The organism is Xenorhabdus sp. PB62.4 (assembly GCF_014467285.1).
GTDB lineage: Bacteria > Pseudomonadota > Gammaproteobacteria > Enterobacterales > Enterobacteriaceae > Xenorhabdus.
In genome coordinates this window covers 2,842-17,976 of the sequence record NZ_NKHR01000020.1, presented here as the reverse complement: position 1 = coordinate 17,976, position 15,135 = coordinate 2,842, and the positions used below count along the sequence as shown (strand labels likewise).

Genomic DNA, 15,135 nt, shown 5'->3' with positions numbered 1-15,135 from the left:
TCATGGCTGCGCTGTACAGTTGGAACAGAGGCAGCTCTGCCAGTCTGTTCGAGCGCATTCAAGGGAAGAGCTCCGGCTCTTCCCGTCAGTCAAGGATGCGTGCACTGCTTGATTCTATCAAGAAGCATTTGAATCAAGTGCTGAATTCCCGTCCCGGTGCGTGCCAAAGCGCCATTGACCTGGGTGTCATTGATCTTAATGACGCGACCGCAACATCGGTGGATTTCAAGCAAAGTATCGAATGGGCGATTGAAGAGTGCATCAGAAATTATGAGCCCAGAATATCAGCGGTTTCTGTCAGCGCTATCAATGATGATTCAGATCCGTTGCTGCTGAACTTTCATATCAGCGCTGAAATTTCTCTGGATGATATCAACGACCTTGTGGAATTTAGCATCCAGTTGGATAACAACCGACGCTACTGCCTGGAGCGAACTCAATAAATGTCATTTGAAAAATATTTCAGAGATGAGTTGAACTATCTGCGACAACTGGGGAAAGAAGCCGCAGTTGAGCGTCCTCATCTTGCTGCATTTCTGTCAGAACAAGGTTCTGACCCCGACGTTGAGCGTTTGCTCGAAGGTTTTGCATTCCTGACAGGCAACCTGCGGGCAAAGATTGATGATCAGTTCCCTGAATTGACCCACGGCCTGCTCAATATGCTTTGGCCGAACTATCTGCGTCCAACCCCAAGCATGACCATCATTGAGTATACCCCTGATGAGAGCGTGGTGACGAAAGCGACACAGGTTAAGCGTGGCACTCAGATTATGAGCCACACGCTGTCGACTCAAGATGATATTTATTCGAACGAAAAATCGGATGGTAAAAAAGACGATCACGGTCGCTGTACCTTCACGCTCTGCCGTGATGTGTGGTTATTTCCCCTTTCCATCCGCGACATTTCCGTCAATAACAGTAATGAGAACGGGATCATCGGCCTGAATTTTGCCTCGAAGACCGAACTGAGCCTGCATGAACTGGAGCTGGACAAACTGCGCTTTTATCTGAGTGGTGATGACTATACCACTTCTCAGCTCTATTTCTGGCTCTGCTATTACTTCAGAAAAGCGGAATTGGTTGTGGGCGATACCGTGATCCCGCTGCCCGATTTTGATTTTGTGCCCGTGGGATTTGAGCGGGAAGATGCGCTGTTGCCTTACCCGAAAAATGCTTACATGGGATATCGCATTTTGCAGGAATATTTCTGTTTCGCGGAAAGCTTCCTGTTTTTTGATGTAAAAGGCTTCCCGAAACTGTCTGAGGATCTTAAAACCAAAGATTTCAAACTGAATTTACATTTTTCTCAGGCACTGCCACCAGAAGCCAAGATCCGCCATGACACTTTTCGTCTGCACTGTACGCCGGCAATCAACCTGTTCCCTATGGACAGTGAAGCCATTGAACTCAATGGCAGTCAGACTGAATATCCATTGAAGGCCAGTTACAGTTTTCCAGATAACTACGACATTTTCTCCATTGACGGCGTAGAAAGCTGGCTGACAGGTGAAAATGGCGAACGCAGCCGCGCCCGTATTGGCGAACGTGTTTATACCCCGTTTGAGAGTTTCAATCACCAGATTGATAACGAAGACGAACGCTCAATGCGTTATTACCGCCTTCGGGTGAAAGAATCGCCTTTCCGCAGGGGGTTGGAACATTTCATCTCTTTTGTGCGGGGAGATGAATCCGATCTGCTCAGACTCAAGCTGAAAGAGAATGTCTCTATCAGATTGACCTGTACCAACCGTGAATTGCCGCTGGAACTGCGTGTTGGCGATATTAATTATCCCTCAATCGGCAGCCCGTCATTTGCGACATTCCGTAATATCACGCGGCCGTCAGTGCCTCTCTATCCTCTGCTGGATGGCGGGTTGCATTGGTCACTGCTGTCAAACATGTCGCTGAACTACATGTCATTGCTAGATAGGGACGCGCTGAAACAGGTACTGCGTACTTACGATTTTCCAAGTATTCACAACCGACAGTCCAAGCGCTCATCGCAGAAACGTCTTGATGCCATTGAAAAGATTGAAACAGAGCCGACAGATCGTCTGTTCCGTGGTCAGCCTGTGCGTGGATTGCGCTCAACGCTCTATATCCGGCAACAGGCATTCAGTTCAGAAGGCGAGCTTTATCTGTTCAGTACGATTCTGTCACGGTTTTTCTCACTGTATGCCAGCGTCAATGCTTTTCATATGTTGAAGGTAATCAATCTAGATAATCAGGAATGTTATGAATGGCCGGTACAGATAGGTCAACACTCGTTGATGTAATCACTGAGCAGGGTTCTGCCACACCGCTGGCATTGGACATCTCACAGTACAACTTTTACCAGTTGGTTGAGCTGCTTAACCAGCTTGCGGTAGCGTGGGAGAAAACCGGAGAGACAGATCGCCCCGATTTGGAATCTGTCCGTTTCCGATCCAGTGCCAGTCTGGCATTTCCGACTCGTGACGTCATCTCACTCACACAATCCAGCAAAGGATACTTCGAATTGGAAGTTTCCTTTATGGGATTGCACGGTAGCCAGTCTCCGATGCCGGGCTACTATCTGGATTCACTGGCATGGGAAGATGCCCAAGGAGAAAACCGACTGACGGATTTTCTCAATATTTTCAACCATCGCTTAATTACGCTCCTGCATCAGATCTGGCGGAAATACCGCTATTACATCTGCTTCAAGAAGAGCGGGGAAGATGGCTTTTCCCAGCGCATGTTCTCTCTTGTCGGTTTAGGCAGTGATGTCAACCGCCGGATGCTGAACATCAACCACAGCAAAATGCTGGCGTATGCCGGATTGCTGGCAAGCCCTGGGCGCTCACCGGAAGTGATATGCAGCCTCGTTTCCCACTGTTTTGATTTGCAGGATGTCACGCTGCACGGCTGGCAATTCAGAAAAGTCACCATCCCGATGGATCAGCAGAATCGTCTGGGGGGAACCAATAAAGGGCAGAAAATCGGTGATACCGAACTGTCTGTATTGGGACATAACTTCACCATCGGTTCATGGGTTGGGGATTACAGCGGAAAATTCCTGCTCAGCATCAATAACCTGACGCGTGATCGGTTTCTGTCATTCCTGCCTGATGGAAAGAACTATTTCCCTTTGGTGATGTTTATCTCCTTCGTCATGCGCAGTCAGTTTGCCTGGGAACTGCGCCTTGGTCTGGCTGAGAATCAGGTTAGCGGCATGGTGTTGGGAGCGAAGCAGAATAACCATCTGGGGTGGACCAGTTTTCTCGGCGAACCGGAAAAGAAACCCTTTGTCACAATTTCAGTTATGGAATAACGACTATGGAAAAACATCAACCAACCCTTTCATTGCGGGTTCTTAATAGTGAACAGTTGGAAAGTGGTAAAGCCGCCAATTGCCAGTTCTCGACACAGGGCGGTACGGTCGGTAGCAGTGAAAGCCACCTTTGGTCTGTGCAGGATCAGCAGGGAAATGTCCGTCCATCACAATTCGCCATTAAGTGGCAGGATGGGGCATTCTGCCTGCAAGTGCTTGCTGAGCCGGTGCAAATCAACAATGCAACCCTGACGCCTCAGTCAAGTCTGATCCGTTTGCAGCAAAGCGATCAAATCAAAGTCGGTAATTTGTCGATCAAGATCCACATCAGTTTTTCTGAATCAGATCGCGTTGATCCTTCAACCGTATCACCGGAATCGTTGGTTTCCAGTTACAGCAACCCGCTGGATGCCATGATGGAAGGCGCGCCGATACAAAAATCCGTGTTTGCCCATGATGAAAGCATTGCGCCGACGGTGATGCACCGTTTCAGTGATGATCCGCTCCGGGTGCTTGACAGTGAAAGCCTGACCACGCTGAAACCGGAAGTTGAGGCCGACGATACGGAACAACTGTTGCCACCGGATCATTATCAATCCCCCCCATTTGCTAACCCTATTTCTGATAACCGAGGCAGTGTTATGGATCAGGAGTTCCTTGATTTACCGGATATCGCTTCCGATCGGCAGTACGAAGATATGGATGTTGATCATGTTGCTATTACCCCTCTTATGCGTGGTCTGGAGGCCCGGCTGCCATTGCACGATAGCCAGCAGGCGAATGACTTTTTGCAAGAGATGGGCAAAACCATGAAAGCCGCAATTGAAGGGTTATTGGCGCTTCAGCGCGAACAACATGGGCTGCGTGATAAACAACTACGTCCTATCGAAGATAACCCGCTGCGCCTGAACATGGATTATGACACGACCATGCAGGTGATGTTTTCAGATCAGAAAAGCCCTGTTCACTTGTCTGCGCCGGCGGCAGTAGCGGAAAGCCTGCAAAACCTGCAACTGCACTATCAGGCCAACCGCGTGGCCATTTCTGCCGCGCTGGACACCATGCTGGAAGCTTTCTCTCCAGAACAACTGCTCCGCCGTTTCTCACATTATCGCCGCAGTAATGAAGTCAAAAATAAAGACGCATCCTGGGCGTGGGAAATGTACACCAATTATTACCGTGAATTAGCTTCCAGCCGCCAACAAGGGTTCGAAAAGTTATTTCGCGAGGTGTATGAGCAGGCGTATGACCGTGCATTGCGTCAGGGCTTGGAGGAATCCAGCAATGACACATTCCGCTAGTCGCCGTCTATGGGCTGTAGGGATTTTATTGCTGTCAGTGATGTTGCTGAACGGCTGTAGCAGTGCATGGAACGCAACAAAAAAAGTTGGTCAGGTTATCTGGGACCCTTCCACGCCGGTAGGTAAACCTGATGATCAGGCTTCTGTTGCCAACATTACATTGCTGGCTGAACCCGACATCAACCCCAATGAAGGTGGTGAAGCGGCTCCTGTTGAAATGAATCTGGTTTATCTCAGTGAAGATTCTCGTTTTCTGGCGGCGGATTACGACCAGCTTGAAAGCGACAAACTCGAAAAGTCACTGGGGAAAAACTACATCGATCATCAGGATTACACCCTGTTGCCGGGGCAATACAAGCCCTTGGAAGCCATCACACTGGAAAAGAAGAACCGTTACATCGGTGTCATCGTTCACTATGCAGATGCAAACCAATCTGAATGGAAAAAGATCATCCGGGTAAAAGACATCGGTCGCCATTACCACATCTTGGTGCATGTCAGAAATAACGACGTCGAACTTAGAAAAGAGGAGGAGTAATCATGCCAGGTAAAAATCGGGTGATTTGGCACGAAGGATTATTCATCAAGCCACAACATTTTCAGCAACAACAAAAACATATTGATTATTTGGCACATAGCCTTGTTTCAGTATTGACACCTTATGCGCATGGTTTCAGCTCTCTGAGCATCAATGATGATCTGCTTAAACTGGGGCGTATTGGGATTACCGAAGCCAGTGGCATTATGCCTGATGGCACCTTATTTTCGGCACCTAGCCAGGATTTGCTGCCAAAACCGCTGGATATTGAAAATATCAATGACCTGAAAAGCAAAGATATTTATCTGGCGTTGCCCATGTCCAGCGATACCATCCGGGAAATTGCTGATCGGGATGCAGAAATTCAGAGTGCGGTGCGTTATCGGGAATTGCCGACGGATATCCGCGACCTGCATACCAAGGGCGGTGACTCCTTCGTTCTTAATCTTGCCCAATTGACGCCTGTCCTGATGCAGGGTTCAGAAGATATGAGTGCGTACACCGCGATCCCGCTGTGCCGCATCAAAGAAAAGCAAAAAGATGGCAACATCGTTCTGGATAACGAATTTATCCCGACGTGTTTGTCAATTTTTGTGGCTGACAAACTCAAGCGTTTCATGGTGGAAATCGATGGCCTGCTGACAGAACGCTCAAGAACATTGGCTAAACGTATCGGCTCGCCAGGTCAGCAAGGTGTTGCGGATGTAGCAGAATTTATGATGCTGCAATTGCTCAACCGTGTTCAGCCGTTGTTCAACCATTATGCAAAACAAACCGTTCTGCACCCGCTGCATTTATATACCGAACTGCTCCAGACGTGTGGTGAGCTGAGAACCTTCACAGATGCAAGCCGCCTGCCGGGGAATGTATTGGCATATGACCACAATAACCTGACAGACACCTTCCAGGATGCAATGCACGCAATCCGTGATGCGTTGAATGTCGTTCTGACACCACGTGCAACGTCGATTGCCCTGAAACAGAACGAAGGCGGTATCCGTGTGGCAACGCTCCACGACAATGATCTGCTGCGCAAAGCCGAATTCGTACTGGCAATCAGTGCCAGCACGCCGCAGGAACAATTGCGTCGTCAGTTCGTCCAGCAAACCAAAGTCACTTCGATGGAAAAAATCCGCGATCTGGTCAGCGTTCAGTTGCCGGGCGTGCCACTGATTGCACTGTCCGCAGCACCTCGCCAGTTGCCATATCACTCTGGATATACCTACTTCCGTCTGGATCAGAAGAGCCCGGCATGGAAAGAAATCCAGCAAGGAAATTCCATCGCATTCCACGTATCAGGGGATTTCCCTGACTTAGATATGCAGCTCTGGGCTATCAGGGGCGGTAAGGAATAATCATGAGTGATATCAATGTTGACAGTCTGTCGCTGGAAAAGTCTGAAACGCTGAAAACATTTCAGCGTCAGTACCAGCTACCGTTGCGGGGTGAAAGCCTCAACCCAATGATCGATGCCGCCACCCCGTTGTTGGGGATGGTTTTACGCTTGCAGGACATGAATGATCAGGCACTGCCAGACAAGCTTTACCAACAGGTTGTGACTGACATTCGGGCTATTGAGCAGTTTCTGCAAACGAAGGGTTATGAACCCGGCGCGATTGTTTCATTTCGTTACGTACTGTGCACCTTCATTGATGAAACCGCGTTGGGGCATGGTTGGAACAGTCAGAATGGCTGGTTGAAGCAATCACTGCTGGTGCACTTCCACAATGAAACTTGGGGGGGTGAGAAAGTTTTCGTGTTGCTTGAACGCTTGATGGGAGAGGCTCAGCGTTACCAGCATCTGCTAGAGTTCATTTACCTCTGTCTCTGTCTGGGATATCGCGGACGTTACAAAGTCAGCACCCAGAAAAGCGATGACTTTGAGCGCCTGTTCCGCCGCTTGCAACAACAGCTTCACTCACTGCGCGGAGACGCTCCACCAACCACGCTGTACGTCAATATCAACGAGAGTGATGCGCGTTATCGCTTGAGCAGACGATGGACTATCAAGCACCTGTTCTGTATCAGCGCAGGTTTGCTGATTGCCATTTACAGCTTCTATGCCATTCGCCTCGGTGATCAGACCCAAGACATATTAAAGCAGCTAAGTAACTTATTGAGATAGGAAGTCGCTATGATTCAGATTGATCTGCCCACTCTTGTAAATCGTTTAAACCCGATGACCCGCCATGCACTGGAAGCGGCGGCGGCATCTTGTGTCAGTCAGCAACAACCTGAAATCACAGTTGCACAACTGCTGCTTCAAATGATCGATACCCCGCTCAGTGATGTGCGACTGATTCTAAATAAAGTAGACATTGATAAAGATCTAGTAAAAGAGCAACTCGATCAAGTGATGACACATCATCAATCGATTGTGCAAACTTACCCCAATTTCTCCCCGATGCTGGTGGAGTGGTTGCAGGATAGTTGGTTACTGGCTTCCACTGAAATGCAGCACAGCGAACTGCGCAGTGGCGTGATGCTGATTGCACTGCTGTTTAGCCCGCTGCGTTATCTGGCACCACAAACGGCGCGTTTGCTAGCGGGTATCAACCGTGAATTGCTCCGCCAGAATTTTGCTGAATGGACGAATGGCTCTGCTGAGCAACCTTTTGCTGCCAGCGATAAAGAGGGACAGGGTGTACACCCGGCAAACAGCGACAGCCTGCTGGCGCGTTTTACCCAAAACATGACCGAACAAGCCCGTCAGGGCAAACTTGATCCGGTTTTGTGCCGTGATAATGAAATCGATCTGATGATCGACATTCTTTGCCGTCGTCGCAAAAACAACCCTATCGTTGTCGGTGAAGCCGGTGTAGGTAAAAGCGCCCTGATTGAAGGTCTGGCATTGCGCATTATTAACGATCGCGTACCGGATAAATTACGCAACAGTGAATTGATGACACTGGATCTTGGGGCATTGCAGGCGGGTGCGGCGGTTAAGGGTGAATTTGAAAAACGTTTCAAAGGCATCATGGCTGAAATTAGCCAATCGTCAAAACCCATCATCCTGTTTATCGATGAAGCCCACACTCTGATTGGTGCCGGTAACCAAGCGGGTGGTCTGGATATCTCCAACCTGCTGAAACCAGCACTGGCACGTGGTGAACTGAAAACCATCGCAGCGACCACATGGAGTGAATACAAAAAATATTTCGAAAAAGACGCGGCCCTGTCCCGTCGTTTCCAACTGGTGAAAGTCTCTGAGCCAACCGCGGACGAAGCCACGGTCATCATGCGTGGCCTGCGTGCCATTTATGAGCAGGCGCATGGTGTTCTGATTGATGATGAAGCGCTGAAAGCCTCTGCGGTATTGAGCGACCGTTATCTTTCCGGCCGTCAACTGCCGGATAAAGCGATTGATGTACTGGATACGGCCTGTGCCCGTGTTGCTATCAACCTGACTTCGCCGCCACGTCAGATCTCTTCGTTAACGACCGAATTGCACCAGATGCAAATGGAAATCGACGTGCTGGAAAGAGAGCAACGTATGGGACTGAACGTCCATGCGGAGCGATTGGAAGAGCTGCAAAACCAGCAGAAAGAGATTCAGGGGCAACTTGCTGAGCTGGAAAGCAATTGGCAACAGCAGCAGGAATTGGTGAAACAGATCATCGACCTGCGCAGTCAGTTGCTGGCTGATGATTCTTTACCGGCTGATGCAGAAAAAACGGCCGAAACCGCCGTGGAAAAAGCGGTTGAAGAGATTGCTGAAAACGCGGAAGAAAATGAAGCGAACGAGCAAGACAAGGCCGTTGAAGAAGCTGAGTCCGCCGAAGAAACTGCCGATGAACAATCCCTGATCGAAAAACTGGCGGTGCTTAACGTACAACTGGCAGAGCTACAGCAGAAGCAAACTCTGGTTTCACCACACGTGGACAAAACCCAGATCGCGTCGGTCATTGCTGAGTGGACAGGCGTTCCACTGAACCGCTTGTCACAGAGCGAGCTGTCCATCGTCACTGAACTGCCAACGCATTTGGGGCAAAGCATCAAAGGGCAGGAAACGGCGATCCAATGCCTGCATAAACATCTGCTGACTGCCCGCGCGGACTTGCGTCGTCCCGGTCGTCCTCTGGGGGCATTCCTGCTGGTGGGGCCAAGCGGAGTCGGTAAAACCGAAACTGTCCTGCAAATTGCGGAACTGATGTTTGGCGGTCGCCAATACCTCACCACCATCAACATGTCTGAGTTTCAGGAGAAACATACGGTTTCCCGCCTGATTGGCTCACCTCCGGGTTACGTCGGTTATGGAGAAGGTGGCGTGCTCACCGAAGCTATCCGCCAGAAACCGTATTCCGTTGTTTTGCTGGATGAAGTGGAAAAAGCGCACCCGGATGTACTGAACCTGTTCTATCAGGCGTTCGACAAAGGGGAACTGGCTGATGGAGAAGGACGCATCATCGACTGTAAAAACGTCGTGTTCTTCCTGACTTCTAATCTGGGCTACCAAACCATCGTAGACCATGCTGAGCAGCCTGATCAGCTCAACGACCTGCTTTATCCAGAATTGGCGGCATTCTTCAAGCCGGCACTGTTGGCACGTATGGAAGTGATTCCTTACCTGCCGTTAGGCCATGAAACACTGAAAACCATCATTCAGAGCAAACTGGCCCGACTGGATACGCTGCTGACTCAACGTTTCAACGCCGAAGTCACTATCAGTGATGAAGTATCAGAAGAGATCCTGCAACGCGCTACCCGTGCAGAAAACGGCGCCCGTATGTTGGAGTCCATCATTGATGGCGCATTGTTACCGCCGGTTTCGTTACTGCTGTTACAGAAAATGGCTGCGGGTACACAAATCAGCGCGATTCGCTTAACCGTAGCAGAGCACGAGTTTCAGGCAGAGGTTGAGGAGGCAGAATAATGAAACAGCGGCTGAAAAGCGCGTTAGCGTTATTGGAATATGACACTATAGAACAACTGGTTGACCATTTTTTGCAGGTTTTGCAGGTCAGCCATAGCTCGCGTTTTGATGCCCTGTTGGTTTTCCTGCTCAACATCACTGAAAACAGGCTGGAAAGTTACAACCTGCCGGAACCTCAGCAGACCAATTCACGTCGGCTGCATGTGGCTATCGATGACGTCAATAATCCGTTGATACAAGTATTGCGCAAGGGAACCCCAACGATCTGGGATTCCCTTAATCACGGGGCGCGTATTGATGATCCCTACTTCCGTACATTTATTGCAGAGTTACCGCATAACTGTGGGTTGTACGGCATTCCCCTGTTTGACTGCAACGGACAGGCTTGCGGTGTAATCGCCATATTTGCCGAAAATGTCAACCATTTCACCAACAATGAAAACATGTTCGGCATTTATTGCCATGTTATGCAGCATCGCCTGAAAAAATTGCAGGAACTCGAACAACTGCGTGGACAGTTACGCCAAATTCGTCAGGTATTTCAGGTTCAACGCCAGAAAGAAAAACAATTGGATGAACTGCTTGCTTCCCTGAGTGAATCGAAAAACCCAGCGGCAGTCAGCAGTATCTCCGTGGATTACAGTCATATCGATAATCTGCCAAAGGCCATAGAAGAATTTGAAAGCGCCGTGTTGGTTCAACGTCAGCGTCAGTTTGGTAACGACACCCGATTGATTGCGCAAAGCTTAGGCATTGCCCAGCGGACGTTGGTTTACAAACTGGCTAAATACGGGTGTAGATTATGAATATTGTTTTAATTATCAGTTCATTACTCGCGTCATTGGCAGGGAACCCAAAGCTTGCGGCGGTGGTAGAACCAAAGGAAGCCGTCGCGGTAAAGGAAGAACAAAATTTAGATGAACTGTATAACTGCCGTTTTGAGCCGTCTCCTCTTATTCGGCTGGCATGTTATGACAGTGCGTTGAATAACCTCAAGTTCAAAACTGTACAAATTCCTATCGAAAATATGGGATTTTTATGGCGGCAGGCGATGGAACAGGAGATGAAACGTACCGATTACTCCACTGATTTCATTGTAAAGCAGGGAGAGAACGGCGAGGCACCGATTATTCTGACCACGCCCGCGATTGGGGTAGCACCTCCACGTCCTGTATTAATGCTGAGCTGTATTGACAGTATCACCCGTTTGCAGGTGGCACTGCCTAAAGCCGCGGAATCCGGAGTTGTCACGGTGACAACAGATAAAACCGAGTACCGAACTGAATGGTTTGTACGCGAACACGGTTACTTATGGGAATCCAGCCGTGGCTTACCGGGCATTGAGGAAATCAAGCGCCTGATGAACAGCGAACGGATGACCATTACGGGCAGTAATGGTCATCAGATCACCTTTAACATTTCTCAGTTGGAGCAGGCAGCGAAGCCATTGCGTGCTGCTTGCCGTTGGTAATCGACATGGACATCAGAACACAATTTGACTGGTTCGGCTCTCTGTTGGCGCCTTTGTCCGATGAACAGATTGGCAAAGCGCTGGGAGATGGTGAACCTTCATGGGAATACATTGACGGCGAAATGATCAAATTTGGCTCGCTGTCGCACAGTTCGTTGGATATTGAAGAGATCCAGCGGCAGGCATTGCAACTGCTGAGTGAAAACTGCAAGGATTTTCGGTTGATGGTGCATCTGTTGCGTACTTTGCAACATGCCGGCAATGCTGCTGAGTTGATCCTCGCCCTGGAATTATTGGCCGAATATGTCAAAAACTACTGGGAAAAGGCGTGGCCAGCCAAGCCGCTGATAAAGCGTCGGTTGGCGCAGCAGGTACTCAAGCGTTTTGAGTCCGCGCAAGGCAGTTTCATTGAACAGGCGAGCAAAAATGAACGGGATGATGCACAAGGTGCGTTTGCACACTTGGCTCAATGCTGGCATGCCAATGAACCGGAACTTGCTAAAGAAGTTGATCAACTGCGTATTCGTTATAACCGTCAGCCGGAAACCGTACCTACTGCACCCAAATCGGCTCCGGTAGCGACTACGCCGGCATCCACAGTGGAATCTGGGGAACCCGCATCCCAGACCTACGAAGCGGCGCCGATGCCAGAAGTGGACGTCAACAGCTCAAGCGAAAAAGCGTGGAAGCAGACCCTGCTGACGGTAGCCGACTTACTGTGTGAACGGCACCCCGAATCGCCCATTGGTTACTCCCTGCGTCGCCACGCTGTTTGGCACACCATTACCACGGCGCCCATGGCGAATGCGACAGGCAAAACCCCGTTGGCACCGACCTCTGCGGATCGCACAGCCGATTATCTGGCGCGATTGCCGACGGCGGACAACAAATTGCTCCGGCAAATTGAGCAAAGCCTGACGCTGGCACCTTATTGGCTGGATGGGCATGTCATTGCTGCACAGGCGGCAGCACAATTGGGTTATGTGAACGTCGCGCTGGCCATTCGTGACGAACTGAACGCTTTTCTGGAACGGTTACCTGTGTTGAAAACCTTAAGTTTTTCCGACATGAGTCCGTTTATTTCTCCAGAAACCCTCAACTGGCTCACACCTGAACCAACGACAACGGGCAACGGTTCCGTTTCTGCTGATCAGGAAGCTATCTGGCAGTGTTTCCAGCAACAGGGATTAGAAGCGGCCCTGAAAATGTTGGAAGAACACCAGCAACAGCTTACCGAGCCACGGGATCAATTCTACGGCCAATTGCTCAATGCCCAATTGCTTGAAGAAGCAGGCATGACAGCGCTGGCTCAACAGCATTACCGGAACTTGTTACACACTGGACAACACATGTTACTCACTCAATGGGAACCCGGCCTACTGGCTTCACTGGCTGAAAAACTTCCTTCCTTCTCTAAGGATACAGCTTCAAACAGGAGCGTTAACCCATGAAATGGCCCTCTTTGTCATCTTTGGCACCTTTGAAATCGGCCTTACCGGCGCTGTCGAAGTTTAAGTCGTTGCCACGTCTCAAGGCTACGATGGCACTGATTCTGGCGCTTATCCCCTGCCTGCTCCTGATAGCAGTTTGGTGGTGGGGGCCTGAATGGCAAATCCGCAATGACTATCCGCTGGAAAGCCTCGCGGCCCGCTGGCTGGCAACCGCCATCATCATCATGATGGTGCTGTTCTGGATTGGCATGAAAGCGTGGCGTCGCTTGCGGACACTGGAAAAACTCAATCTTGACGTTGAACTGAAAGTGGTAGATCCGGTTCGGGTAGATATTGAACATCAGGATCGCTACCTCGACCACTGGAAATCCCAATTGCAACGCCACCTGGATTCGTACAATTACTTGTACGAACGTCCGTGGTACATGGTGGTCGGTAGCCAGAAGAGCGGTAAAACCTCACTGATTAAGGAAGGCTATAAGCTATCCGAAATCGCGGCACCGGAATATCTGCGTCAGGATGGAGACATTCCTCTGATGCTGCGTTGCTGGTTGGGAGAAAAAGCGGTCATCATCGATCCGAAAGGCCAGTTGATTGACCAGCCCGTCCCGCTTAACAGCGACAAGCCACAAATCAACAGCCGCCTGTGGGAAGCGTTGCTGAACTGGCTGACCGAAAACCGTCAGCGCCAGCCACTCAACGGGATTATTCTGACCGTCGATACCCTGCGCCTGCTGACGGACAGCCGCGAGCAGCGTGAACGTTACGTGCGGGAAATTCACCAGCGTTTACAAGACATTCGCCTGACTTTCCACAGTCAGTTGCCGCTCTATCTGGTCATGACCAAAATTGACCTGCTGTACGGCTTTGAAGCGATGTACCAGTCACTGGATCGCAAGCTGCGTGACGAGATTCTCGGTGTGACATTCAGCCTGAATAACCGTGATGAAAAAGCGTGGCGCAGTGAGCTGGAACAGTTCTGGAAGCAGTGGATGAACAACCTGAACACGGCCATGCCAGACATGATGCTGAACAATGTGGATGCCAACCAGCGCAGCGCCCTGTTCAGTTTCACCCGTCAGATTCAGGGCTTATACAGCTATATCGTCCAGATGTTGGATGACATTTTGTATAACGACGAACACCATCGCCCGACCCTGCGCGGGGTTTATCTGACCTCGGCGCATCAGGTAGGACAGATGGACGACCTGTTCACCCAATCCGCTTCGGCTCAGTATCATCTGGGCTCGCAGGCATTCCCTACCTGGCCGGCGGGCGACACCCTGCCGTACTTTACCCAATCCTTGTTTGAAGATGTTTTACTGGCAGAGCCGAATCTGGCGGCTGAAAACCGTATCTGGCTGAGCCGTAACCGCCGCCAGTTGTATACCTTCTCCACCGTGAGCGCACTGGTCATCATGGCGATGTGGGGCGGCTGGCATTATTTCTACCAGAAAAACTACCGGGCGGGTGAAGAAGTCTTGGCACAGGCGAAAAACTTCCTGTCCATTCCCCCGCCGCAAGGCGATGACCGCTACGGTAACCTCCAGTTGTCACAGTTGAACCCGATCCGTGACGCAACTCTGGCTTACGGCAACCACCGTGAAAACAAATCTTTCCTGACTGACATGGCGTTGTATCAGGGCAGCAGCGTTGGGCAACGGGTGGAAAGCACTTACGTGGAACTGCTGGAACAGCGTTTCCTGCCATCCCTGATGAAAGGGTTGCTGGATGATCTGAATAACGCACCGGCAGGCAGTGAGGAAAAACTCGAAATCCTGCGGGTGATGCGCATGATGGAAGATAAAAGCAAACGTAATAATGGGCTGGTAGAGCAGTACATGCGTGAGCGCTGGAGTAAAGCGTTCCATGGCCAGCGTAATGTACAGGAAGCGTTGCTGACTCATCTGGATTACGCCCTGGATACGACCGACTGGAAAGAGAAGAGGGATAAAGGCGATCAGGGCGCCATCGATCGTTTCGCCCCGTTTGTTAAGCCGATGCGGCAGGCCCAGCAGGAGCTGAAAGCCCTCTCCGTCAAACAACGGGTTTACCAGAACCTGCGTATCAGGGCACAGGATATCCTGTCCGCGCCGATCAACCTGCGTGACCAGATTGGCCCGAGCTTTGATGACGTGTTTATTGCCAGCAACGAAAAACGGTTGGTGATCCCGCAGTTACTGACCCGTCACGGCCTGATGGATTATTT

The 15,135-nt window shown here is 50.3% G+C and carries 12 protein-coding genes; all 12 read left to right on the top strand.

Annotated features, from left to right (window positions below):
* Nucleotides 1–2 precede the first annotated feature (2 nt).
* Nucleotides 3–443 carry a type VI secretion system baseplate subunit TssE gene (tssE, locus tag Xenpb_RS15020; protein WP_187655068.1) on the top strand — a complete coding sequence of 147 codons (441 nt, stop codon included), beginning with the start codon at nucleotides 3–5 and terminating at the stop codon, nucleotides 441–443.
* The gene (gene tssF, locus Xenpb_RS15015) at nucleotides 444–2,276 is read left to right on the top strand and encodes a type VI secretion system baseplate subunit TssF (RefSeq protein WP_187655067.1); all 1,833 of its coding nucleotides are present in this window, start codon (nucleotides 444–446) and stop codon (nucleotides 2,274–2,276) included.
* The gene (tssG, locus tag Xenpb_RS15010) at nucleotides 2,240–3,292 is read left to right on the top strand and encodes a type VI secretion system baseplate subunit TssG (RefSeq protein ID WP_187655066.1); all 1,053 of its coding nucleotides are present in this window, start codon (nucleotides 2,240–2,242) and stop codon (nucleotides 3,290–3,292) included. Before tssF ends, tssG begins: the two co-directional genes overlap by 37 nt.
* A 5-nt stretch (nucleotides 3,293–3,297) precedes the next feature.
* Complete coding sequence (gene tagH, locus Xenpb_RS15005; protein ID WP_099112950.1) at nucleotides 3,298–4,593, top strand: type VI secretion system-associated FHA domain protein TagH; 1,296 nt, start codon at nucleotides 3,298–3,300, stop codon at nucleotides 4,591–4,593.
* Nucleotides 4,577–5,131: a type VI secretion system lipoprotein TssJ gene (gene tssJ / locus Xenpb_RS15000; protein WP_187655065.1), complete on the top strand. Its 555-nt coding sequence runs from the start codon at nucleotides 4,577–4,579 to the stop codon at nucleotides 5,129–5,131. Before tagH ends, tssJ begins: the two co-directional genes overlap by 17 nt.
* Nucleotides 5,132–5,133: 2 nt before the next feature.
* On the top strand, nucleotides 5,134–6,486 hold the full coding sequence (gene tssK, locus Xenpb_RS14995) for a type VI secretion system baseplate subunit TssK (protein WP_099112952.1): 1,353 nt from the start codon (nucleotides 5,134–5,136) through the stop codon (nucleotides 6,484–6,486).
* A 2-nt stretch (nucleotides 6,487–6,488) separates the two neighbouring features.
* Entirely contained in the window at nucleotides 6,489–7,256 is a 768-nt protein-coding gene (icmH, locus tag Xenpb_RS14990; protein ID WP_255523154.1) for a type IVB secretion system protein IcmH/DotU, read from the top strand.
* Nucleotides 7,257–7,265: 9 nt separating this feature from the next.
* Nucleotides 7,266–10,004, top strand: coding sequence for a type VI secretion system ATPase TssH (gene tssH / locus Xenpb_RS14985; protein ID WP_187655064.1), 2,739 nt, complete (start codon nucleotides 7,266–7,268; stop codon nucleotides 10,002–10,004).
* Nucleotides 10,004–10,810: a Fis family transcriptional regulator gene (locus Xenpb_RS14980; protein WP_099112954.1), complete on the top strand. Its 807-nt coding sequence runs from the start codon at nucleotides 10,004–10,006 to the stop codon at nucleotides 10,808–10,810. The genes tssH and Xenpb_RS14980 overlap by 1 nt, the downstream gene beginning before the upstream one ends.
* The gene (gene vasI / locus Xenpb_RS14975) at nucleotides 10,807–11,475 is read left to right on the top strand and encodes a type VI secretion system-associated protein VasI (RefSeq protein WP_187655063.1); all 669 of its coding nucleotides are present in this window, start codon (nucleotides 10,807–10,809) and stop codon (nucleotides 11,473–11,475) included. The genes Xenpb_RS14980 and vasI overlap by 4 nt, the downstream gene beginning before the upstream one ends.
* Before the next feature lie 5 nt (nucleotides 11,476–11,480).
* Nucleotides 11,481–12,926 carry a type VI secretion system protein TssA gene (tssA, locus tag Xenpb_RS14970; protein ID WP_187655062.1) on the top strand — a complete coding sequence of 482 codons (1,446 nt, stop codon included), beginning with the start codon at nucleotides 11,481–11,483 and terminating at the stop codon, nucleotides 12,924–12,926.
* An 89-nt stretch (nucleotides 12,927–13,015) separates the two neighbouring features.
* On the top strand, nucleotides 13,016–15,135 hold a 2,120-nt coding region (gene tssM, locus Xenpb_RS14965; RefSeq protein WP_255523156.1), incomplete at its 3' end, for a type VI secretion system membrane subunit TssM.

Bases quoted from the DNA above. Each gene is read 5' to 3' on its own strand.
- tssE (WP_187655068.1), top strand. From the start codon at position 3: ATGGCTGCGCTGTACAGTTGGAACAGAGGCAGCTCTGCCAGTCTGTTC.
- tssF (WP_187655067.1), top strand. From the start codon at position 444: ATGTCATTTGAAAAATATTTCAGAGATGAGTTGAACTATCTGCGACAA.
- tssG (WP_187655066.1), top strand. From the start codon at position 2,240: ATGGCCGGTACAGATAGGTCAACACTCGTTGATGTAATCACTGAGCAG.
- tagH (WP_099112950.1), top strand. From the start codon at position 3,298: ATGGAAAAACATCAACCAACCCTTTCATTGCGGGTTCTTAATAGTGAA.
- tssJ (WP_187655065.1), top strand. From the start codon at position 4,577: ATGACACATTCCGCTAGTCGCCGTCTATGGGCTGTAGGGATTTTATTG.
- tssK (WP_099112952.1), top strand. From the start codon at position 5,134: ATGCCAGGTAAAAATCGGGTGATTTGGCACGAAGGATTATTCATCAAG.
- icmH (WP_255523154.1), top strand. From the start codon at position 6,489: ATGAGTGATATCAATGTTGACAGTCTGTCGCTGGAAAAGTCTGAAACG.
- tssH (WP_187655064.1), top strand. From the start codon at position 7,266: ATGATTCAGATTGATCTGCCCACTCTTGTAAATCGTTTAAACCCGATG.
- Xenpb_RS14980 (WP_099112954.1), top strand. From the start codon at position 10,004: ATGAAACAGCGGCTGAAAAGCGCGTTAGCGTTATTGGAATATGACACT.
- vasI (WP_187655063.1), top strand. From the start codon at position 10,807: ATGAATATTGTTTTAATTATCAGTTCATTACTCGCGTCATTGGCAGGG.
- tssA (WP_187655062.1), top strand. From the start codon at position 11,481: ATGGACATCAGAACACAATTTGACTGGTTCGGCTCTCTGTTGGCGCCT.